Annotated in this window: 20 protein-coding genes; 13 read left to right on the plus strand and 7 right to left on the minus strand. The window is 40.9% G+C overall.

Translation table 11 applies throughout. The annotated features are described in order from the left end of the window. Positions 1-46 precede the first annotated feature (46 nt). Positions 47-1,213 carry a CynX/NimT family MFS transporter gene (locus L0P31_RS05260; RefSeq protein WP_024057315.1) on the minus strand — a complete coding sequence of 389 codons (1,167 nt, stop codon included), beginning with the start codon at positions 1,211-1,213 and terminating at the stop codon, positions 47-49. 154 nt (positions 1,214-1,367) lie between these two features. Between L0P31_RS05260 and L0P31_RS05265 the strand changes: the two genes are divergently transcribed. Together L0P31_RS05265 and L0P31_RS05270 are read left to right on the plus strand one after the other, a co-directional pair. Continuing rightward, entirely contained in the window at positions 1,368-2,198 is an 831-nt protein-coding gene (locus L0P31_RS05265) for a glycosyltransferase (protein ID WP_001291454.1), read from the plus strand. 85 nt (positions 2,199-2,283) lie between these two features. Beyond that, positions 2,284-4,134, plus strand: coding sequence for a polysaccharide biosynthesis protein (locus tag L0P31_RS05270; RefSeq protein WP_238096085.1), 1,851 nt, complete (start codon positions 2,284-2,286; stop codon positions 4,132-4,134). Between the two features lie 109 nt (positions 4,135-4,243). On the opposite strand, the gene L0P31_RS05275 is transcribed toward L0P31_RS05270, so the two are convergent. Genes L0P31_RS05275 through sdaAB form a run of 3 tightly spaced genes read right to left on the minus strand, consistent with a single transcriptional unit; the run spans position 4,244 to position 6,450 of the window. After that, positions 4,244-4,876 carry an HAD hydrolase-like protein gene (locus L0P31_RS05275; protein WP_238096087.1) on the minus strand — a complete coding sequence of 211 codons (633 nt, stop codon included), beginning with the start codon at positions 4,874-4,876 and terminating at the stop codon, positions 4,244-4,246. A 21-nt stretch (positions 4,877-4,897) separates the two neighbouring features. Further along, positions 4,898-5,770: an L-serine ammonia-lyase, iron-sulfur-dependent, subunit alpha gene (sdaAA, locus tag L0P31_RS05280; protein ID WP_238096089.1), complete on the minus strand. Its 873-nt coding sequence runs from the start codon at positions 5,768-5,770 to the stop codon at positions 4,898-4,900. 8 nt (positions 5,771-5,778) lie between these two features. Beyond that, positions 5,779-6,450 carry an L-serine ammonia-lyase, iron-sulfur-dependent subunit beta gene (sdaAB, locus tag L0P31_RS05285; RefSeq protein ID WP_000838912.1) on the minus strand — a complete coding sequence of 224 codons (672 nt, stop codon included), beginning with the start codon at positions 6,448-6,450 and terminating at the stop codon, positions 5,779-5,781. 239 nt (positions 6,451-6,689) lie between these two features. On the opposite strand from sdaAB, the gene apf reads away from it, so the two are divergent. Then, positions 6,690-7,337 (plus strand): aggregation-promoting factor, encoded by a 648-nt coding sequence (apf, locus tag L0P31_RS05290; RefSeq protein ID WP_004254959.1) that lies wholly within the window; start codon positions 6,690-6,692, stop codon positions 7,335-7,337. A gap of 51 nt (positions 7,338-7,388) precedes the next feature. On the opposite strand, the gene L0P31_RS05295 is transcribed toward apf, so the two are convergent. After that, a complete protein-coding gene (locus L0P31_RS05295; RefSeq protein ID WP_084930619.1) occupies positions 7,389-8,252 on the minus strand; it encodes a helix-turn-helix domain-containing protein in 864 nt (287 codons plus the stop codon). Between the two features lie 333 nt (positions 8,253-8,585). Here L0P31_RS05295 and L0P31_RS05300 point away from each other — a divergent pair, with 333 nt between their 5' ends. The 9 genes from L0P31_RS05300 (at position 8,586) to mnmG (ending at position 18,738) form a co-directional block, all read left to right on the plus strand. Next, positions 8,586-9,173 carry a hypothetical protein gene (locus L0P31_RS05300; protein WP_001108834.1) on the plus strand — a complete coding sequence of 196 codons (588 nt, stop codon included), beginning with the start codon at positions 8,586-8,588 and terminating at the stop codon, positions 9,171-9,173. Positions 9,174-9,416: 243 nt separating this feature from the next. Then, complete coding sequence (locus L0P31_RS05305; RefSeq protein ID WP_049546864.1) at positions 9,417-10,289, plus strand: helix-turn-helix domain-containing protein; 873 nt, start codon at positions 9,417-9,419, stop codon at positions 10,287-10,289. Between the two features lie 508 nt (positions 10,290-10,797). After that, positions 10,798-11,082, plus strand: a complete 285-nt coding sequence (locus L0P31_RS05310) for a lactococcin 972 family bacteriocin (RefSeq protein ID WP_100910945.1) — start codon at positions 10,798-10,800, stop codon at positions 11,080-11,082. A gap of 54 nt (positions 11,083-11,136) precedes the next feature. Further along, a complete protein-coding gene (locus L0P31_RS05315; RefSeq protein ID WP_238096091.1) occupies positions 11,137-13,245 on the plus strand; it encodes a bacteriocin-associated integral membrane family protein in 2,109 nt (702 codons plus the stop codon). Beyond that, complete coding sequence (locus L0P31_RS05320) at positions 13,242-13,871, plus strand: ABC transporter ATP-binding protein (RefSeq protein WP_049500733.1); 630 nt, start codon at positions 13,242-13,244, stop codon at positions 13,869-13,871. The genes L0P31_RS05315 and L0P31_RS05320 overlap by 4 nt, the downstream gene beginning before the upstream one ends. An 806-nt stretch (positions 13,872-14,677) precedes the next feature. Continuing rightward, entirely contained in the window at positions 14,678-15,799 is a 1,122-nt protein-coding gene (mnmA, locus tag L0P31_RS05325; RefSeq protein WP_153208787.1) for a tRNA 2-thiouridine(34) synthase MnmA, read from the plus strand. A gap of 140 nt (positions 15,800-15,939) precedes the next feature. Next, the gene (locus L0P31_RS05330) at positions 15,940-16,395 is read left to right on the plus strand and encodes an NUDIX hydrolase (protein ID WP_238096093.1); all 456 of its coding nucleotides are present in this window, start codon (positions 15,940-15,942) and stop codon (positions 16,393-16,395) included. Between the two features lie 8 nt (positions 16,396-16,403). Further along, on the plus strand, positions 16,404-16,835 hold the full coding sequence (locus L0P31_RS05335; RefSeq protein ID WP_049543155.1) for an NUDIX hydrolase: 432 nt from the start codon (positions 16,404-16,406) through the stop codon (positions 16,833-16,835). Beyond that, positions 16,825-18,738 (plus strand): tRNA uridine-5-carboxymethylaminomethyl(34) synthesis enzyme MnmG, encoded by a 1,914-nt coding sequence (gene mnmG, locus L0P31_RS05340; protein ID WP_238096095.1) that lies wholly within the window; start codon positions 16,825-16,827, stop codon positions 18,736-18,738. The genes L0P31_RS05335 and mnmG overlap by 11 nt, the downstream gene beginning before the upstream one ends. A 291-nt stretch (positions 18,739-19,029) precedes the next feature. Here the strand turns inward: mnmG and rnjA are convergent, their stop codons facing one another. Together rnjA and L0P31_RS05350 are read right to left on the minus strand one after the other, a co-directional pair. Beyond that, on the minus strand, positions 19,030-20,709 hold the full coding sequence (gene rnjA, locus L0P31_RS05345; protein ID WP_153192706.1) for a ribonuclease J1: 1,680 nt from the start codon (positions 20,707-20,709) through the stop codon (positions 19,030-19,032). 1 nt (position 20,710) lies between these two features. Next, the gene (locus L0P31_RS05350; protein ID WP_000639571.1) at positions 20,711-20,944 is read right to left on the minus strand and encodes a DNA-dependent RNA polymerase subunit epsilon; all 234 of its coding nucleotides are present in this window, start codon (positions 20,942-20,944) and stop codon (positions 20,711-20,713) included. 277 nt (positions 20,945-21,221) lie between these two features. On the opposite strand from L0P31_RS05350, the gene L0P31_RS05355 reads away from it, so the two are divergent. Next, positions 21,222-21,437, plus strand: coding sequence for a hypothetical protein (locus L0P31_RS05355; protein WP_049500723.1), 216 nt, complete (start codon positions 21,222-21,224; stop codon positions 21,435-21,437). Positions 21,438-21,608: the final 171 nt, after the last annotated feature.

The following is a 21,608-nucleotide window of genomic DNA, read 5'->3' on the forward strand; positions in this document are numbered from 1 at the left end:
GTGTAAAATTTTTATATATAAAAAACTTCTAGCCAAAACTAGAAGTTTAAAGGATTTTATCAGCTCTGTCCACTGTAAAGAGGGCCACAGTCATCAGGATATCGACGAGTAAGAGGGCAGCTACAGCTGGCACCCAAGAGTGGAAAAGGTCAAAACTGTAACCAAAGAGGGTTGGCCCAAAGGCTGCTAGGATATAGCCTCCTGTTTGAGATAAACCAGACAATTGTGCAGTCTTTTCAGGGGCGCTTGTCTTGAGTGAAAAGTTGACCATGAGATAGGGGAAGAGGGCGCTGGTCGCGGTTCCGATGAGGATATGGATGGCAAGCCAGTAAAAGAAATTACCGATTGGGAAAAAGAGCATGGAAATACCGACCACGCCAGCCAGTGAAACCAGAGTGAGCATGAGCTGACGGTTGCGAGTAGACAAGCTGGTTGTCAGGCTTGGGATAGTCATTGAAAAAGGAATGCTAATCAGGGAGAAGATAGAGGTTAGCAAGCCAGCTTCGTGACTGGATAGGCCTGCATGGATGGCCATGGTAGGTAGCCAGGTCATAGCGGTGTAAAAGAGCAAGGATTGAAAACCTGCAAAGACAATCACTGCCCAGACCTGTTTATTATGCATGACCTTTGTTTTGCTTTTTTGTTTGGTTTGTGGAGCCAGTCTGTGATTATAGCGGTGATTAGGCAGCCAGACCAAAAAAGTTGCTAGGCAGAGCAGGGTGAGGAGGATGATAAGTCCTTTCCAAGAACTGGCTTGTGTAATAGGCACAGCCAGATAGGAGGCCAGAGCCGTTGCAATCCCCATAGAGGTTACATATAAGGTAGTCAGAAAACCAATTTTCTTTGGTTGATTGGCTTGGATAAGACTAGGAAGCAGAACATTAATGACTGCGATACTTGCCCCAACCATCAAGGTTCCTAGATAGAGCAGAGGCAGATTGATTAGTCTAATGAGAGAACCGATGGTCAAGAAGAAAAGGCTATAGGTAAAGAGATGCTCCAAGCCGATTTTTTGAGCCAGTCGGGTAGAAAATAGCGAGAAGAGGGTAAACATGAGGAGAGGAAGGCTGGTCAAGACACCAAGCGAACTAACTTCTACTCCCAGTCCTTGCGAAATATCTCCCAAAATAATGGGTAAAACAGTAAAAGGAGTCCGCAAGGAAACACCAATTAGTATAATACCTGGAACAAAAAAGAGTGATTGCTTTTTCATATAATACCTCTTCTAGCTGATTTTAATAACAGCTTATTTTAAGGTTTTTTCCTTATAATGTCAAGTAAGGTTTTGGGCTTTCAAGATAAAAATGGGAAAGTCTTGAAAATTATGATAAAATAGTGGAAGGAAATCTATACATTGGAGAAAAACTGTGTCTGAAAAGCAAAAAATCAGCGTATTGATATCGGTCTATATCAAGGAAAATCCGACATTTTTAAAGGATGCTATTGAGAGTGTTCAAAATCAGACCCTGAAACCGAGCGAATTGGTTCTAGTTGAGGATGGGCCTTTGACACCTGAGCTCTATCAGGTATTAGACCAGCTTGAAGCTGAGTCTGATATTCCAGTGAAACGCTATCCTCTTGAGCATAATCAAGGTTTGGGTCTGGCTCTTCGACAGGGTGTTTTGCAGTGTCAGTACGATATCATCGCTCGTATGGATACGGATGATATAGCTGTTCCAGACCGTTTTGAGAAACAGGTTCAGCTAATGGAGAAGGAAAACCTCGACCTATTAGGTGGACATATTGCAGAGTTTATTGACAATCCTGATGAGATTGTTTCTTACCGTCGTGTTCCAACCCAGCATGCAGATATTGTAGCTTATCAAAGGATGAGAAGTGCCTTTAACCACATGACTGTCATGTTCAAGAAGGACATGGTTCTCAAGGCAGGCAACTATGAGGATGGGCTTTATATGGAGGATGACCTCCTCTGGCTCAATATGATTGCTGCAGGAGCTAAGACTGGAAATCTGGATCAAATCTTGTGTAAGGTTCGTGTTGGAGCAGGAATGTTTGAGCGTCGTGGGGGACTGCGTTACCTCAAACTCTATCGTCAAGCTCGTCAACGCATGCTGAAGCGAGGACAAATTTCTTACATGGAGTATGCCAAGAGTGTTGCCATTCAGATGGTGGTTGCCCTTTGTCCTGGATTTGTCCGACAGTTTATTTTTATGAAACTGTTACGAAAAAGCAAGTAAAAGATTGTAGCAAATCATAAACTAGAGAAAAAGTGTTATAATAACAATATAACTATTCGGCTCTTTTAAGGAGGAGTAAATTTCTATGAATAAAAAACTCACAGATTATGTGATTGATCTGGTGGAAATTTTAAATAAACAACAAAAACAAGTCTTCTGGGGAATATTTGATATTTTCAGTATGGTAGTTTCCATCATTGTATCTTATATTTTATTCTACGGATTGATTAATCCAGCGCCTGTTGACTACATTATCTATACGAGTTTGGCCTTCCTGTTCTATCAATTGATGATTGGATTTTGGGGGTTGAACGCTAGTATTAGTCGTTACAGCAAAATTACGGATTTTATGAAAATCTTTTTTGGTGTGACTGTGAGCAGCGTCTTGTCATATAGTATCTGCTATGCCTTCTTACCACTCTTCTCTATACGTTTTATCGTGCTCTTTATCTTGTTGAGTACCTTCTTGATTTTATTGCCACGGATTACTTGGCAGTTAATCTACTCCAAACGCAAAAAGGGAAGTGGCGATGGAGAACACCGTCGGACCTTCTTGATTGGTGCAGGTGATGGTGGAGCTCTCTTTATGGATAGTTACCAACATCCAACTAGTGAATTAGAACTTGTCGGTATTTTGGATAATGATGAAAAGAAAAAAGGTCAAAAACTCGGTGGTATCCCTGTTTTGGGCTCTTATGACAATCTTCCAGAATTAGCCAAACGCCATCAAATTGAGCGTGTTATCGTTGCGATTCCGTCGCTTGATCCGTCAGAATATGAACGTATCCTGCAGATGTGTAATAAATTGGGTGTCAAATGTTACAAGATGCCTAAGGTTGAAACCGTTGTTCAGGGACTTCACCAAGCAGGTGGAGGCTTCCAGAAGATTGATATCACAGACCTTTTGGGCCGTCAGGAAATTCGTCTGGACGAATCGCGTCTGGGCGCAGAACTTACAGGAAAAACAATCTTGGTTACAGGTGCTGGTGGTTCAATCGGTTCTGAAATCTGTCGCCAAGTTAGCCGCTTCAATCCTGAACGTATTGTCCTGCTCGGTCATGGGGAAAACTCAATCTACCTTGTTTATCATGAATTGATTCGTAAGTTCCAAGGAATTGATTATGTACCTGTGATTGCGGATATTCAAGACTACGACCGTCTGTTACAAGTCTTTGAGCAGTATAAGCCAGCTATTGTTTATCATGCGGCGGCCCACAAGCACGTTCCTATGATGGAGCGCAATCCAAAAGAAGCCTTCAAAAACAATATCCGTGGAACCTACAATGTGGCTAGGGCTGTAGATGAAGCCAAGGTGCCTAAGATGGTTATGATTTCGACGGATAAGGCGGTCAATCCACCTAATGTTATGGGAGCAACTAAGCGCGTGGCTGAGTTGATTGTCACTGGCTTTAACCAACGTAGCCAATCGACCTACTGTGCGGTTCGTTTTGGGAATGTTCTTGGTAGTCGTGGTAGTGTCATTCCCGTCTTTGAACGTCAGATTGCTGAAGGCGGGCCTGTAACGGTGACAGATTTCCGCATGACCCGTTACTTCATGACCATTCCAGAGGCCAGCCGTCTGGTCATCCATGCTGGTGCTTATGCTAAAGATGGAGAAGTCTTTATCCTTGATATGGGCAAACCAGTCAAGATTTATGACTTGGCCAAGAAAATGGTCCTTCTAAGTGGCCACACTGAGAGCGAAATTCCAATCGTGGAAGTCGGTATTCGTCCAGGTGAAAAACTCTACGAAGAACTCTTGGTGTCAACCGAACTGGTTGATAATCAGGTTATGGATAAGATTTTCGTTGGTAAGGTTAATGTCATGCCTCTAGAAGCCATCGATAAAAAAATTGAAGAGTTCCGCACTCTTAGTGGAGATGAGTTGAAGCAAGCTATTATCGCCTTTGCCAATCAAACAACCCACGTTGAATAAAAAAGAAAAACGCATATTATTAGGTCTTGAAAAACCTTGGTAATATGCGTTTTGTTATGTAGAGATTTACTTTATTTTCTTCTGAAATGGGGTTGTCGCCCAGTCTATGTTATTGAAAATACTCCAAAACTTCTATGGGTTTGTGAGCGATATAATCAGGCTGATAGTTTAGTAGATCTGCTTGTTCTCCAAATCCCCAAGTGACGGCCAATTTCTGAATGCCTGTTTCTTGAGCTCCCATCATATCAAACTTGGTATCTCCGATGATGATGGCTTGTTCTGGTGCTAGTTGATGTGTCTGTAAGGCTTGGCGAATGACATCTGCCTTATGAGGTGCTTCAGGGCTGGAGCCATAAATGCCATCAAAGAAATGATAGATTCCCAAGTTTTTAGTCATGTCTTGAGCGGTTGGAGTATTTTTTGTCGTGGTGATATAAAGAGGATATTTGATCGATAGCTCCTCAAGCAAGTCTACAATTTGAGGAAAGAGTTGAGCTTCATGGATGCCTTTCTCCTTATAGTAAGAACGGTATATCTGCACGGCTTCAGAAATTTGTTCTTTGGGAAGGCAGGTCGCAAAACTACTTTCGAGGGGCGGCCCCATAAAACCACGAATAGTTTTGGCATCAGGGCTAGGCACCCCGAGCTCCTTAAAGGTATGGGTAAAGGCATTGTGAATCCCGATAGAACTGTCGACGAGGGTTCCATCCAGATCGAAAAAAATCGCTGTGATAGAGGTCATGGTTTCTCCTATTTGATAAACTTATTCTCCGAAAATTTCTTTTTGGAGGCGACGACCAGTAGGGGTGGCAGCGAGTCCACCTTCAGCTGTTTCACGAAAGGCAGTTGGCATGCTTGCTCCTACTTGGTACATGGCATCGATAACTTCATCCACAGGAATTTTAGATTCGATACCTGCCAAGGCCATGTCTGCTGCGATGAAGGCAAAGCTAGCTCCCATAGCATTGCGCTTGACACAGGGAACTTCAACCAAGCCGGCAACAGGGTCACAGATGAGACCCAGCATATTTTTAATGACAAAGGCAATGGCCTGACTGGCCTGATAAGGTGTTCCACCGGAAGCTAGAGTCAAGGCTGCAGCACTCATAGCAGAGGCCGAACCAACCTCGGCCTGACAGCCACCTTCAGCACCTGAGATAGAGGCATTATTTGCGATGACTAGTCCAAAGGCACCAGCAGCAAAGAGGAAATCCAGCTGTTGCTCGTGGCTGAGGTCTAATTTTTCAATAGCAGCTGTTAGAACGGAAGGCAGACAGCCAGCACTTCCTGCGGTCGGAGTGGCACAAACCAAGCCCATTTTGGCATTGTGTTCATTGACTGCAATGGCATTTCGGGCAGCAGAGAGAATCGTGTAATCTGACAGAGTTTTTCCGTTTTTGATGTAGTGATCCAATTTGGCAGCATCTCCACCTGTCAGACCACTACGAGATTTATTTTCATTGAGGCCAAGTTGGACAGAGGCTTTCATGACTTCCAGATTGCGTTCCATGAGAAGGAAGACTTCTTCACGTTCGCGACCAGTCAATTCAAACTCTGTTGTAATCATGAGTTCTGCGACATTTCCTTGAAAGTCCAGTTCTGCCTGCTCGACCAATTCTTTGATAGAATAAAACATGCTTCCTCCTATTTAAAGAAATTGACATTGTGGAGATGAGGGATTTTTCGAATTTCTTCGATAGCCTCATCACAGTTGCGACTGTCAACTTCGATAATCATAATAGCTTTTTCACCAGCTTTTTCACGAGTAACATTCATCTGGGCGATATTGATACCATAGCGGGAAAGGGCCTCTGTTACGAGGGCAATCATACCTGGAATATCTTGATGAACAATGATGATAGTCGGTGTATTCATATTGAGAGAGACGGCAAAGCCATTGAGTTCGGTTACCTGAATATTTCCTCCCCCGATAGAAATACCAGTCACGCTAATGGTCTTATGAGCATTTTTAACGGTAATTTTAGTGGTGTTTGGGTGAGGGGCATTGCTGTCTTTCTGAATGGTCCAGACAATCTTGATGCCACGCTTGTGGGCAATTTCCAGGCTGTTTGGGATTTCAGGATCATCTGTATCCATGCCCAAAATACCTGCAACAAGGGCTAGGTCTGTTCCGTGACCACGATAGGTCTTGGCAAATGAGTTAAATAGTTGGAATTCGACTTCTGTCGGAGTATCATCAAAAATGGAAGAGACAATCTTCCCAATACGAACAGCACCAGCTGTATGGCTACTAGATGGGCCAATCATAACTGGTCCGATGATATCAAAGACAGATTGAAAACGAAGTGATTTCATCAGTTTCCCCTTATAAAAATTCTTATCTCTATTATATCAAAGAATGAAGGTCTTGGCTTTAATTGTGGATGAAAACCTTTTTACACTACAAATAGCATAAAAAAGCATCTTTTGTAACAAAAAATAGCTTATTTAGGGAAATAAAAAATAATTTTGTAATATTTCTACATAAAAGTGTCAAGAAACGGTAATATTTAAAGGGTATGATAGAACTATAGAAAGAAGGAGAATTTTCAAATATGAAATCAACAACTAAAAAGATTAAAACAACTCTTGCAGGAGTAGCTGCCTTGTTTGCAGTATTTGCTCCATCATTTGTATCTGCTCAAGAATCATCAACTTACACTGTTAAAGAAGGTGATACACTTTCAGAAATCGCTGAAACTCACAACACAACTGTTGAGAAATTGGCAGAAAACAACCACATCGACAACGTTCATTTGATTTATGTTGGTCAAGAGTTGGTTATTGATGGCCCTGTAGCGCCTGCTGCAACACCAGCGCCAACTACTTATGCAGCACCAGCTGCTCAAGATGAAACTGTTTCAGCTCCAGTAGCAGAAACTACAGAAGTAGCAGAAGAAGCTCCAGTGGCAAGCGCACCTGCAGCAGAAGAAACGGTTGCTACAACAGAAGCTTCAGCACCAGCTGCAACTGTAAGCGGATCTGAAGCAGAAGCTAAAGAATGGATTGCACAAAAAGAATCAGGTGGTAGCTATACAGCTACAAACGGCCAATACATTGGACGTTACCAATTGACAGATTCATACTTGAACGGTGACTACTCAGCTGCTAACCAAGAACGTGTAGCGGATGCCTACGTTGCAGGACGTTACGGTTCATGGTCAGCCGCTAAAAACTTCTGGCTTAACAATGGCTGGTATTAAGAAATAACGAACAGAATAATATGAAAAGGTCGAGGAAATCCCTCGACTTTTTTATATTTCTTTCGGTTGATAATAGGTCTCCACTTCTTTTTTGAGAAAGGCTAGAATGGACGTTTCATCGGTCAGCTCCAGAAGGGAGAACCCTTTTTGGATAAGTTTAGCATCATCCCTACAAATCCCAATACGGACATAGCAGATAGCAAGCATATCGCAGCTTTTCTTGTTCTTGGCATCCTCTAGTAAAGTATAGCAGATTTGTTGACACATGTTTTTGTCTTGATGGTATAAGTAAATGGTGGAAAGGTTGAGTAGGATTGCCATTCGCAAGTCATGTAAATGTTGATAGTTTTTATAGACTTCTAAGCGTTGCAAGATTTTTCCAGTGATGAGATGGAGGTGTTCAATAGGAAAGCTGAAAAGGATGGTATTGAGGATTTTTAGGTCGCTTTCATACCATGTATCTTGTTTTTCAATTTTTTCCCAAAGTTTTTTGACAGTTTGTTTCACTTGGTCTGACAGTTGCTCTGTACCATGTTGACGGATATGAATGACAACTTCAAGCATATCCCTGATTTCTTCTATAGGCAGGTCGTGATGGGTCTTGAGATAGTTTTGGCATGTTTCAAAAAAATGAACTAGACCACTGCCACCAATGATGGAATTCATATTGAGATAAGTTTGCATGATTTCTGTCCGTTGGCTCGGCTGATAGATATGGCAGATGTAGTCAAACTCTTCAAAACTCATATTAATCTGTCGGAGAAGAAATTCCATGTTTTCATATTTGGGAGTTACCTTGCCACTTTCAATCTTTGATAGACTAGTTCTTGAAAGGACATCTCCGCAGACCTCTTCTTGGGTTAAGCCTTTTGACTCACGTATTTCTTTATAGACCTTTCCGAAATCATAACGCATGATTGACTCCTTTTCGTGAAAAAAGTTAACAAATAATAAAATCCTATTAAAAATATTGTATCATAGTAATATAAAAAGTAGAAAATAAAACTAAAATAAGTTTGTGGAAAAGCTTGGTGTAATTTTAAAATGGGCTTAATAGTACTATGATGTAGCTAGAAAAGGGGTGGAAAAATGTTTAAAAATAAGGAGCTTTTTCGAGTAGTCATGATATTTGTGATAGGAACTATCCTCATTTTAATGACACCAGTCTTATTTAAAGTTGTTATGGAACTATTTTCAAAATAGATAGGCCTCTGTTTTAGGCAGAGGCGTGAATCAGGAGGTTAAGTGATGAACTACAATGTAAAATATCTCTTATCAGGAATATTTATTATAGTCTTTATAGGTTTTCTAGTCTGGATGCGTTATTTTAATCAGAAGAAGGAAGAAGAGCATTCGGATGTGTCTTTTGAAGCGAGATTAGACAGTGAGGTTAAGACATTATATAAACAACTAGGATTGGGTGAGGAGCCTCATTATTTCTTAGCCTATCGCTACCTACATCCCTGGTTTAATTTGGCGATTTTACCACCAACAGTTGAAATTTTCTTAACTAAAATAGCGCTGGTGATGGTGACTCCAGATGAACTACTGATAAGAAATCTTGGGAATGGGATGACTTTCACAAGTGAGCACCATCGTGATTTGCGACAAGGACTTATCCGCATTCCAAAATCAGAGATGAAAGAATTTGAGATTCGCAACTGGAAAAGAGTTTTTATATTTGGCGATTTTTTGACAATTAAAACAAGCCAACATAGCTATTATTTACAGGTTAGAGATGATGGACTTCAAAAAGGAAGTCTTTCTACCAAACATTTCTCAGACTTGAAACGACAAGATTTTCTCGGATTATTGACAGATAAAAGGACATTCTGATAGACAATTAACCAAAAAACGAATCTTAGGACGTTCAACAATTCAAAAACCACACAGTATTTCTTTCAGCTTGATTGTACTCAAGACTGAAATCACTATGTGATTTTATTTGGAAGCTAGTTTTTCCCAGCCTCTTTTTGCTTACATGTAGGGAAATCTGTTCACTCTTTGTAGCCAATTTGATATAATCTTATCAAAAAAGTAGTATAATGTTTTTATAGAATATAAATAGTGGTGGATAGCATGCATGCATTATTAGCAACAAGATTAAAAAATAAGCGAAAAGAGCTGGGTTGGTCGCAAAAAGAATTGGCAGAAGGAATTTGCCAACAAACTCAGATAAGTCGCATGGAACAAGGCAAATATATGCCAGGAGCAGATTTGTTATATAAATTATCTGAAAAAATGGGCTTAAATATGGACTATTTCTTTTCAGGAGAAATTTCGAAAGAGTTTCTAGGCTTGTCTGCTTTCAAGAGATTGTCTAAAACATTATTGGAAAATCAAGATTACGCCTCTTTGAAATATGCTTTTGAGGGAGAAAGAAAGCAGCAGACTTCTTTATCTTTTGATGAAAAGATTTATCTGGACTGGATAGATGCTATTCTAACCTATCAATGTGAACATCAATTAAAACTAGCTATTTCAAAAATAGAGGACATCCTCAGTAGGATTAGTATTGATAAAGTGGACTACTTATATATTTTGAATACCCTGCTGATTTTCTTAGGCTATGATGAGGATAAGGAGAAATTTGAGCAACTATATGATCAGGTTTCCGTAGCCCTTTCAAAAATCGATACCAGTGTGCGTGAACAAATTGAGTTGTATATCAAAATAAAATACAATTATTGTTACCACCTTTGGAAACAGGAGGAGATGGATAAGTCCAGAGCGCTATTATTGGAGATAATTGAATTTTGTAACAAATATCATAGTAGCTTTAGGTTAGCAGATTTATATTGTTTGTTGGGAAATGTAACAGAAAATCTTGATATCTCTGTTGCTAAGGACTATTATATGAAAGCTAAGGTGCTTTATCTAATTGAAAATAATGAAGTCATGGCACTCAAGGTAGAACAATATCTAATGGATAAGAAGTCAGAGAATGTATAAGGCTGGGAAAAAAGTCTTTAAAATAAAGAAACGCATAATATCAGGTTTTGAAAAAACTGATACTATGCGTTTTATTATGGGGATATTTACTTCATTTTATCCTGAAATTGAGTTTTTGACCATCCTCTTCATACACAAAACATAACTATAATTCTTTTTTAAAAAAATATATGATTTATTACTTTAATTGCTTGACAGTTTATATATGTTGATTTATAATATAGGTGAAAGAAGGTGGCAAGATGGGAAAATTAAAATTCGAATATTTGAAAGCGCTATCTATATTGCTTATTGTGCTAATTCTACTGAGTAATAGTCGAAGTTTTATTAGTACTACTCTAGTTACTCAAGGTATTGATACAGGAGCGTACTATTCTCCCGGTTAAAAATAAGTTCGTTGTTAAAGAATGAGATAGAAGGAAGGTGAGTCCAATGGACTACGATACTTGTTGATAAATTACTATAGCTGTTTTTACGGAACAGCTCTCGATAATAAGAGAAATAAATCATGAGAAAATTAGTTAAAATTGGTGTTGCATCTTTAATGGTATGTGGTATACTTGCTACTACAAATGCTTTAGCAGTATGGGTTGAGGGTGGTCAATGGAACTATGGAGTAGGTTGGACAGGAACTTTTGGATATTCTGATTATTTACATTCTACTCGATCTCATACAGCAACTGTCAAGCATGGAGGTAGAATCTCTAAGGATCGTGAAGATCCCGAGGTTTGGGCTCAAGCTTCCCTTAATAAAATTCCGCCAACAGGATTAGAATATTTCTATGGATTTTAAGTGAAATTTTCCCTTTCCTATTAGGAGAGGGAAAACTTTAGTGGAGGTACTTTTATGAAAAAAATCAGTCATCTTTGTATGTTTCTGCTGTTGCTGTGTACCACTTTTTTTGTTTTTAATGTAAACTACACACGTGAAGCGGTTCGGATTCGGGAAATGGGAAAGACTGTAGATTCTTTGGATTTGTATTTGAAAGATATTAACGAACCTGCAGCGTCTGTTCTTCGATTTTTTGAGGATGTATCAAAGGAGTACAAGGTCTCCATCATCAAAACAGACAGTAGTGATGAGGTAATCAAGTCTGGTGTTTTTGATAAAGATACCTTCCCCTACCAAGAGTTTGGGATTTCTTCTCTTGATTTTACCACAGATGGTGAAGGAGTCTACAGTAATAAAGAAATTTCTAATAAACTTGGTACGATTCCGACCTTTCTAAAAGCCAAGCCTATTCAGCTTATGACTTTTCAAACCTATATCAAGGATACATCTCATAGTTTAAATGGTCGCTATACGATAACTTCTACACAAGAGATGGATAAGGATAGGATTGTACAGAAATGGAGCGATTTTTTCAAGATAGACCAGGCTACCTTGCTAGAGCCTACCTATAAAAGTGCAGTGGAAGTCATAAATCGAGATTTGCTTTTATCTGCCATTGTTTTTGTCTTGGCTATTTTACTTCTTGTGTTAGTAACAGTGTATCAGCCGATGATGGAGATGAAACGAGTGGGGGTTCAAAAGTTACTTGGTTTTCAAAGTAGGGCGATTTTGGCTGGTTTTGTCAAGACTAATTTTTATCTTCTCTTGGGTGGAAGTCTTATCATTGACTTGGGGCTATTTTTAGTGCTGGACTACAGACCAAAACTTCTGTTCCCAAGTCTACTCTTATCCCAATTTCTGCTTTTACAGTTGTATTTGTTCATCAGTTGGCTGACCTACCTGATGATTCAGAAAATGACAGTCAGTTCCATGTTGAAAGGTTTTTCATCTGTCAAACTTGGTCTCATCTTCAATTATGTGATGAAAATAGGGACAACTATTTTACTGACGGCCTTATTGATTGGGGTGGGCAGAAGTCTAGAACAAGAAAACAAAGAACTTGCTTATCAGCAACAGTGGGTAAGCCAAGGTAATTACCTGACCTTAGAAACCTTCCAACTCAATGATAACCTGTGGCAAGAAGAGCTAGCAGGGTCAGGGAAATCTATAGATTATTTCTACCTATTTTATCAAGATTTGCTAGCAAAAATACAAGTAAATTATGTGCGAAGTGCGAGTCTTCCTATCAAACCAGTCATCAAAGCAGAACAAGTGCAGCAGTACCAACTGCCTGATAAGGTAGATGTTTACTATGCTAATAGCAATTTTCTAAAGAGCAAGGGATTCAAGTTACCAGATACCGGCACAAAAAAAGTTATTTTGATGCCAGCCAGTGATAAAGGACAAGAAGGCAAGAATCAGTTCTTGGGAAAATCCATCGCCTATCTTTCTATGAGGTATGAAGATCAGCAAAAGCAAAGGATAGAAGATATGGATGTAGAAATTGCCTACTATGAAGGAGATTGGTCTTTCTTCCCTTATAATAATGAGCGAAAGGAAAACCTTCACAATCCAATCATTAGTCTGGTAAATGATCAAGACATGATGTGGGAAGAAAAGACTCGCTTGTCAACGACAGGTTTAAACAATCCGATGAAAGTTGAAAATACAGAACAAAATCAAAAAGTGATTACGGAGTTAGTTGAGAAATTATTAGATGGGAATTATTTAAAATTTTCATCGATTCAAGCCATTCAACAAGAGAAAGTAGATTCTTATCGAGATGCAGTTCGAAATTTTAATATACTCTTTGCTTTGTTTGGTCTCCTTAGCATGATGATTTCCTACTTCTTATTAGTAACAACTTTCTTATTGAAGCGAACAGATATCATTACCAAGAAGTTTATGGGGTGGAAACTGGTCGATCGCTACCGCCCTCTCTTAGTTCTGCTCTTGTTGGGCTATAGTCTCCCTCTTCTAATATTGATTTTCTTTGCCCATGCGCTCTTCCCACTTCTACTGTTTGCAGGTTTTACATGTTTGGATATACTATTTGTGCTAGTCTTGGCCTCTAGGATGGAGAAAAAAAGTCTAGTAGAATTATTGAAAGGGGGCATCTTATGATTGAGTTGGAAAATATTACCAAAACCATTGGAGGAAAAGTGATTTTGGATCACTTGTCTCTCAGGATTGATCAGGGGGATTTGGTTGCCATTGTTGGTAAGAGTGGTAGTGGCAAGTCAACCTTGTTAAATTTATTAGGTTTGATAGATGGTGATTACAGCGGACGGTATGAGATTTTTGGTCAGACAAATCTAGCGGTCAATTCTGCTAAGTCGCAAACAATAATCCGTGAACATATCTCTTATCTGTTTCAAAATTTTGCCCTGATTGATGATGAAACGGTCGAGTACAATCTCATGCTGGCGCTGAAATATGTGAAATTGTCCAAGAAAGACAAGCTCAAAAAGGTGGAAGAGATTTTAGAGAGAGTAGGTTTGTCAGCTACGTTGCATCAAAAGGTCTCCGAGTTGTCTGGTGGCGAACAACAACGAATTGCAGTTGCTAGAGCCATCTTAAAACCCAGCCAGCTGATTTTAGCCGATGAACCAACAGGTTCGCTGGATCCTGAAAATAGAGATTTGGTCTTGAAGTTTCTCTTAGAGATGAATCGCGAGGGGAAAACAGTCATTATTGTGACCCACGATGCTTATGTAGCCCAACAATGTCATCGTATCATTGAATTGTAAAAAATACAGAAATCTTATCAAAAATCTTTAAATTTAAGGATACCTTTAAAATTTAATTTTAAAACACTCATTTATCAACATTTTTGATTGATAAAAATAGGAAATCGGTTGTTTTTGGGAGATTCCCTAAAATTACCTCCTAACCACACGTACTAAAAAGATACTTCCTATGGAAATCGTATGACTCTGAAGCTTCGAATAGTTCAGTTTTCATGATTTTTATGCTATTCTAGCTTTAAAATCCTTCAGAACGTAAAATTTTAAGCAGTCAAAGACTTAGAATATCCCTAAAACATTTATTTTATGGCAATTCTAAACGTAGAATTGCGTGGATATGTATGGATTTAATCTGTTCGATAGTTAGGACAGCTCTATTCTGGGAAATCTGAGCTATCAATGGTTTAGAACAGCATTTCAACAATGGATTTTGTTGAAGGATTGATTATTTTATGAAAGAGGTTGGTCGATTGACAGCCTCTTTCTTGTCTTCTCCAACCAAGCATGTTATAATGAATACTGCTCAAGCGACCTTCAATCGTTAAGCACACACGACCTTCAATCGTGAACTAGTCATTTCGTTTATCTTTTATTACGTCGTTAACTCGAAATGAGATGCAAGCTGAGCTTGTCTGATTTGTAACCTCAATCAGTCTCCCAGACTGATTGAGCGAACTCAAGTTATGCCTGCGACTCGTTGCCTAGTCCTAAAAGCAAACGAAAAGACTATACTCGAAGAAATTCTATTGAAAGTCATAGTAAATAGAATTTTGAGGGGTATAAATAAACGAATAGATGGGAGACTTACCATGAGTGATAACTCTAAAACACGTGTTGTTGTGGGGATGAGTGGTGGTGTTGATTCGTCGGTGACGGCTCTTCTTCTCAAGGAGCAGGGTTACGATGTGATTGGCATCTTCATGAAGAACTGGGACGACACAGATGAAAACGGCGTCTGTACGGCGACCGAAGATTACAAGGATGTGGCTGCGGTAGCAGACCAGATTGGCATTCCCTACTACTCTGTCAATTTTGAAAAAGAGTACTGGGACCGCGTTTTCGAGTATTTCCTAGCAGAATACCGTGCGGGACGCACGCCAAATCCAGATGTTATGTGTAACAAGGAAATCAAGTTCAAGGCCTTTTTGGACTATGCCATGACCTTAGGGGCAGACTATGTAGCGACTGGGCATTATGCCCGAGTGGCGCGTGATGAAGATGGTACTGTTCATATGCTTCGTGGCGTGGACAATGGCAAGGACCAAACCTATTTCCTCAGTCAACTTTCGCAAGAACAACTCCAAAAAACCATGTTCCCATTGGGACATTTGGAAAAGCCTGAAGTTCGCAGACTAGCAGAAGAAGCAGGCCTTGCGACTGCTAAGAAGAAAGACTCGACAGGAATTTGCTTTATCGGAGAAAAGAACTTTAAAAACTTTCTCAGCAACTACCTGCCAGCTCAGCCTGGTCGCATGATGACTGTGGATGGTCGCGATATGGGTGAGCATGCAGGACTTATGTACTATACGATTGGTCAGCGTGGCGGTCTCGGTATCGGTGGGCAACACGGTGGTGACAATGCACCTTGGTTCGTTGTCGGAAAAGACCTGAGCAAGAATATTCTCTATGTAGGACAAGGATTCTACCATGATTCGCTCATGTCAACCAGCCTTGAGGCTAGTCAGGTTCACTTTACTCGTGACATGCCAGAGGAGTTTACGCTCGAATGTACGGCTAAATTCCGCTACCGTCAGCCTGATTCGAAGGTTACTGTATATGTCAAAGGAGATAAGGCAGAGGTTATCTTTGCAGAACCGCAACGCGCGATTACACCAGGACAGGCAGTTGTCTTTTACGATGGCGAAGAGTGTCTAGGTGGCGGTTTGATTGACAATGCTTACCGCGATGGACAAGTTTGTCAGTACATTTAGATTGACAAATTTTCTCAATTTGCTACAATAATAGAAGCAATAGAAATGATGGTCAAAGCTCATGGATGTTGCAGGCTTTTTTGTCCTGCACTTCTTTGGAGTTTTGACTGTTTTTGTGTCGTTTAAAGGAAAGGACAAGAATGATTCAACAAGATTTTCGGACAAAAGTGGAAAATACAGTTTTTGGCGTTCGGGCGACAGCTTTGATTCTTCAAAATCGCAAGCTCCTAGTTACCAAAGACAAGGGCAAGTATTACACAATTGGAGGTGCGATTCAAGTCAATGAAAGCACGGAAGAAGCGGTAGTCCGTGAAGTGAGGGAAGAACTGGGTGTCGAAGCTCAAGCTGGGCAACTAGCTTTTGTTGTTGAAAATCGTTTTGAAGAAGATGGTGTCTATTGGCACAACATCGAGTTTCATTATCTGGTGGACTTGCTTGAGGATGCCCCATTGACCATGCAGGAAGATGAGAAAAGGCAGCCTTGTGAGTGGATTGATTTGGATCAGCTTAAGGGTATCAATCTAGTTCCAGCCTTTTTGAAAACAGCCCTGCCAGATTGGGACGGCCAACTAAGACACATCCATCTTGAGGAATAGGAGAGAAAATAATGGTTAAGCTTATTGCCCATGTACTTGTTCATAGTGGTGATGATTATTTGCTCATTCAGCGTTCGGAAATTAAAAGAGGACAACCCAATGTTTATCCAACTTACTGGGATATTCCTGGTGGCGGGGTTGAAAAGGGTGAAATTCCGCGAGATGGAGCTCTTAGAGAATGTATTGAAGAAGCGGGAGTTAGGCTAGATAGCAGTTTGCTCAAACTTCTTCACGAAGATAGTCAACTGGATACCTCTAAGGATACTGTCTTTACTCGCTTAGTTTATAAAGCAGAGTGGGTTGGGGAGAAGCCAATTATCAGATTAGATCCTGAAGAGCATACGCACTTTAAATGGGTTACTATGGCTCAAGCTCTAGAGGAGGAGAAGTTAGTTCCTTATTTACGAGAAATTTTTGAAAGGTTAAGAAATGACATATAATTTTACTGAAGAATACGATATTATTGTAATTGGTGCGGGACATGCTGGGGTAGAAGCATCCCTAGCTGCTAGCCGTATGGGCTGTAAGGTCTTGCTTGCGACTATCAACATTGAAATGCTGGCTTTCATGCCTTGTAACCCCTCTATCGGTGGTTCTGCCAAAGGGATTGTTGTGCGTGAAGTTGATGCCCTCGGTGGCGAGATGGCCAAAACCATTGACAAGACTTACATCCAGATGAAGATGCTCAACACAGGGAAGGGGCCAGCTGTCCGTGCCCTCCGTGCGCAGGCTGACAAGGAGCTTTACTCTAAGGAAATGCGCAAGACGGTTGAAAATCAAGAAAATCTGACTCTTCGTCAGACCATGATTGATGAGATTTTGGTTGAAGACGGCAAAGTTGTCGGTGTACGTACAGCGACCCATCAAGAATATGCTGCCAAGGCTGTTATCGTGACGACAGGGACTGCACTACGTGGGGAAATCATCATCGGAGACCTCAAGTATTCATCAGGTCCTAACCACAGCTTGGCTTCTATTAACCTTGCTGACAATCTCAAGGAACTGGGCCTCGAAATTGGTCGTTTCAAGACAGGAACGCCTCCACGTGTCAAGGCTTCTTCTATCAACTACGATGTGACCGAGATTCAGCCAGGAGACGAAGCGCCTAATCATTTCTCATACACTTCACGTGATGAGGATTATGTCAAAGACCAAGTGCCATGCTGGTTGACCTATACCAATGGTACCAGTCATGAGATTATCCAAAACAACCTCCACCGTGCGCCTATGTTTACAGGTGTAGTCAAGGGAGTGGGGCCTCGCTACTGTCCGTCGATTGAGGACAAGATTGTGCGCTTTGCGGACAAGGAGCGCCACCAACTCTTCCTTGAGCCAGAAGGTCGCAATACTGAGGAAGTCTATGTTCAAGGACTTTCAACCAGTCTGCCTGAGGATGTCCAGCGTGACTTGGTTCATTCTATCAAAGGTTTGGAAAATGCAGAGATGATGCGGACAGGTTATGCCATTGAGTATGACATGGTCTTGCCTCACCAGTTGCGTGCGACTCTGGAAACCAAGAAAATCTCCGGACTTTTCACTGCTGGTCAGACAAATGGAACGTCAGGTTACGAAGAAGCTGCTGGTCAAGGGATTATCGCGGGTATCAATGCGGCTCTTAAAATCCAAGGCAAGCCTGAGTTGATTTTGAAGCGCAGTGACGGTTATATTGGGGTCATGATTGATGACTTGGTGACCAAGGGAACCATTGAGCCTTATCGCCTTTTGACCAGTCGAGCTGAATACCGCCTCATTCTCCGCCATGACAATGCCGATATGCGTTTGACAGAGATGGGACGTGAGATTGGACTTGTGGATGATGAACGCTGGGCTCGCTTTGAAATCAAGAAAAATCAATTTGACAATGAGATGAAGCGCCTAGATAGCATAAAACTTAAGCCAGTCAAGGAAACCAATGCCAAGGTTGAGGAGATGGGTTTCAAGCCTTTGACAGATGCAGTGACAGCCAAGGAATTCCTTCGCCGTCCAGAAGTTTCTTATCAAGATGTGGTGGCTTTCATCGGACCAGCTACAGAGGACTTGGATGACAAGATTATCGAATTGATTGAAACAGAAATCAAGTACGAAGGCTATATTTCCAAGGCCATGGACCAGGTTGCCAAGATGAAACGCATGGAAGAAAAACGCATTCCAGCCAATATCGACTGGGATGACATTGATTCTATTGCAACCGAAGCTCGTCAGAAGTTCAAGCTCATCAATCCAGAAACCATCGGCCAAGCTAGCCGTATTTCGGGAGTAAACCCAGCAGATATTTCTATTTTGATGGTGTATCTTGAAGGTAAAAATCGTAGTATTTCTAAAACTCTTCAAAAATCAAAATGATACGTCGTCGGCTTCGGCTCACCTAACTTAAGTTATGCTTTCGCCTAGCCTTCTAGTCTGCTTTCGATTTTTATTGAGTTTTAATCTAAAAAGAAAGCATAGAGAAAAAACAGCTCCGAAGACGGGGCTGTTTTGTTGACTTGTACTCAATGAAAATCAAAGAGCAAACTAGGAAGCTAGCCGTAGGTTGCTCAAAGCACTGCTTTGAGGTTGTAGATAGAACTGACGAAGTCAGTAACATATATACGGCAAGGCGACGTTGACGTGGTTTGAAGAGATTTTCGAAGAGTATTATTCTTCATCTGGTGTGAGGATCATAGGGATGATAATTGGTTCACGTTCTGTATTTTCATAAAGGAAGGGGCGAATAGCGTTGACAATGGCACCATTGACTGATTGCACGCTAGCATCCTTGTTTTTCAGTGCGATACGAATTGCATTGAAGAGGATACGCTGGCTTTGGCGAATCAAGTCACCCGATTCTCTCATGTAGACAAAGCCTCGGCTGAGGATGTCTGGACCAGACAGAATCATTTGAGACTTGAAGTCAACAGTTGCGACTGCCAGAACGACACCGTCTTCAGATAGATCACGACGATCTTTGAGTACGGCAGCACCGATTTCACCGATACGATTTCCATCGACATAGATGTCTTGGGCGTTGAAATGGCCTGCAATACGAGCTGAGTTAGCAGTAAGGGCAAGCACATCACCATTGCTCATGATAAAGATATTGTCCTTCTCAACACCAGTATCCACTGCTAGCCCAGCGTGGACTTTTTGCATGCGGTATTCACCGTGAACAGGCATGAAGTATTTTGGCTTAATCAAGCGGAGCATAAGTTTTTGCTCTTGCTGGCCACCGTGTCCAGATGTATGGATATTGTTAACCTTACCGTGGATAACTTCGACACCAGCTTCAGAAATGATGTTAATCAGCTTGTTGACGCTAGTAGTGTTTCCAGGGATCGGACTAGAAGAGAAGATAACAGTATCGCCGGGTTGGAGTTGCACCTGACGGTGGGTTCCGTTGGCGATACGAGAGAGGGCCGCCATAGGTTCACCCTGACTACCTGTACAGAGGATCAGAACTTCGCCTGCAGGGTAGTCTTTGATTTCATTTGGCTCGATAAAGGTTCCCTTAGGAGCTTTGATGTAGCCAAGATCGATTCCGTTGACAATGGCCTTTTCCATAGAGCGACCAAAGACCGCAATCTTGCGTCCAGTCTTAACAGCAGCTTCTGTTGCTTGCTGGAGACGGAAGATATTTGAGGCAAAGGATGCAAAGATGATACGTCCTTCAATGCCTTGGATAATCTTCATGATGGACTGGCCAACGACTTTTTCAGAGTTGGTAAAGGTTGGAATTTCTGCATTTGTCGAGTCAGACAGGAGACAGAGTACACCGTCTTCACCAAGAGCTGCCATACGGTGCAAATCTGCTGGTTCACCAACTGGTGTTAAGTCAAACTTGAAGTCACCCGTACAGACAATTTTCCCTTGAGGAGTATGAATGACAATCCCCAAAGGTTCTGGAATAGAGTGAGTCGTTCTAAAGAAAGTTGCCTTGAGATTTTTAAAGGTCAACTCAGTATTGTGGTTGATTTCGTAAAGTTTGGCGTTGCGCAAGAGGCCGTGTTCTTCGAGTTTCCCACGGATCAAAGCCAAGGCAAGCGGTCCAGCATAGATAGGGACATTTGCTTGCTTGAGCAGAAAGGGAATCCCACCAATGTGGTCCTCGTGTCCGTGGGTAATCAAAACAGCCTTGACGCGGTCGATATTGTCCACGATGTAAGAGTAGTCAGGAATGACATAGTCGATACCAAGCAAGTCATCTTCTGGGAATTTAATCCCAGCATCGACGATGATAATCTCATCTTGGTATTCAATTCCGTAAGTGTTTTTCCCGATCTCTCCCAGACCACCGATGGCAAAAACGCCAACTTCTTCAGGTTTAAGAGTATAGGTCATATTAGAACTCCGTAATTTCGAAGGCGCCAGTTTCTTTTTCGTAATCTAGCAATTTGTCAGACAAGAGTTCGATATACTCGATATTGTACTCTGGGCGATTTTCTTCGACAAGTTGGCGAGCAGCGATACGGCCCTCAAGTTCTGAGTTAGCATCGATGTCTAGGTATAGTGCGCGTGTTGTTTCACGGCGTGGGCTACGTTCTTTTGTTTCTTGATAAAAAACTTTGTAAATCATATAGTTCCTTTCTATTTACAGGTCAGCTTATTCCAAACTTTTAGCAGAGAATTGCTTGATTTCATTCCATTTTTGTCTAGATTGACCTTGATTCGTTACAATTATTTCAATTATACCACAAAATGAAAAATTAGTAAAAGACGGAAACGAGAAAGTCATAGGGTTACTCGTTGGTAAGCGTTTGCAAAAATAAAGAAAATATGTTATTTTGATAATGGAAGTGGAATTTATCATTTGTCACAATTCCCTATAGTTTTTAAGTCAAGGAGGTTGCCCTATGTATAATTTATTTGCTTTTGCTATCGGAGCTCGCTTAGTAGCTTTTATTGTTTTTGTTGCTTGCGTTTATGGAGGGAATCTTCTATTTGCCAAACTGGAACAACGACAAACCAAGTTCTTGTGGAAAATTACCTTTGTGACTCTCTACTCGCTTTTTCTCCTCCTCGTAACCTATGTAGTTTGGTTTATATTTTACTTTGGATTAAATGCTTAGATGCCCTGCTCTGCTGGGGTATTTTTGTTTGGGGGCAAAGAAAATTCCACCCCATCTATCAAGATGAGGTGGTCTTTGCATTTTTCTAAAATGACATGACAATGGAATTTTCAGAGCTTATTAGCTTTATATTAATGATTCTTCTGCTCAAAAATAGAGTTGAAGACTAAA

This window comes from Streptococcus mitis (assembly GCF_022137125.1).
GTDB lineage: Bacteria > Bacillota > Bacilli > Lactobacillales > Streptococcaceae > Streptococcus > Streptococcus mitis_CE.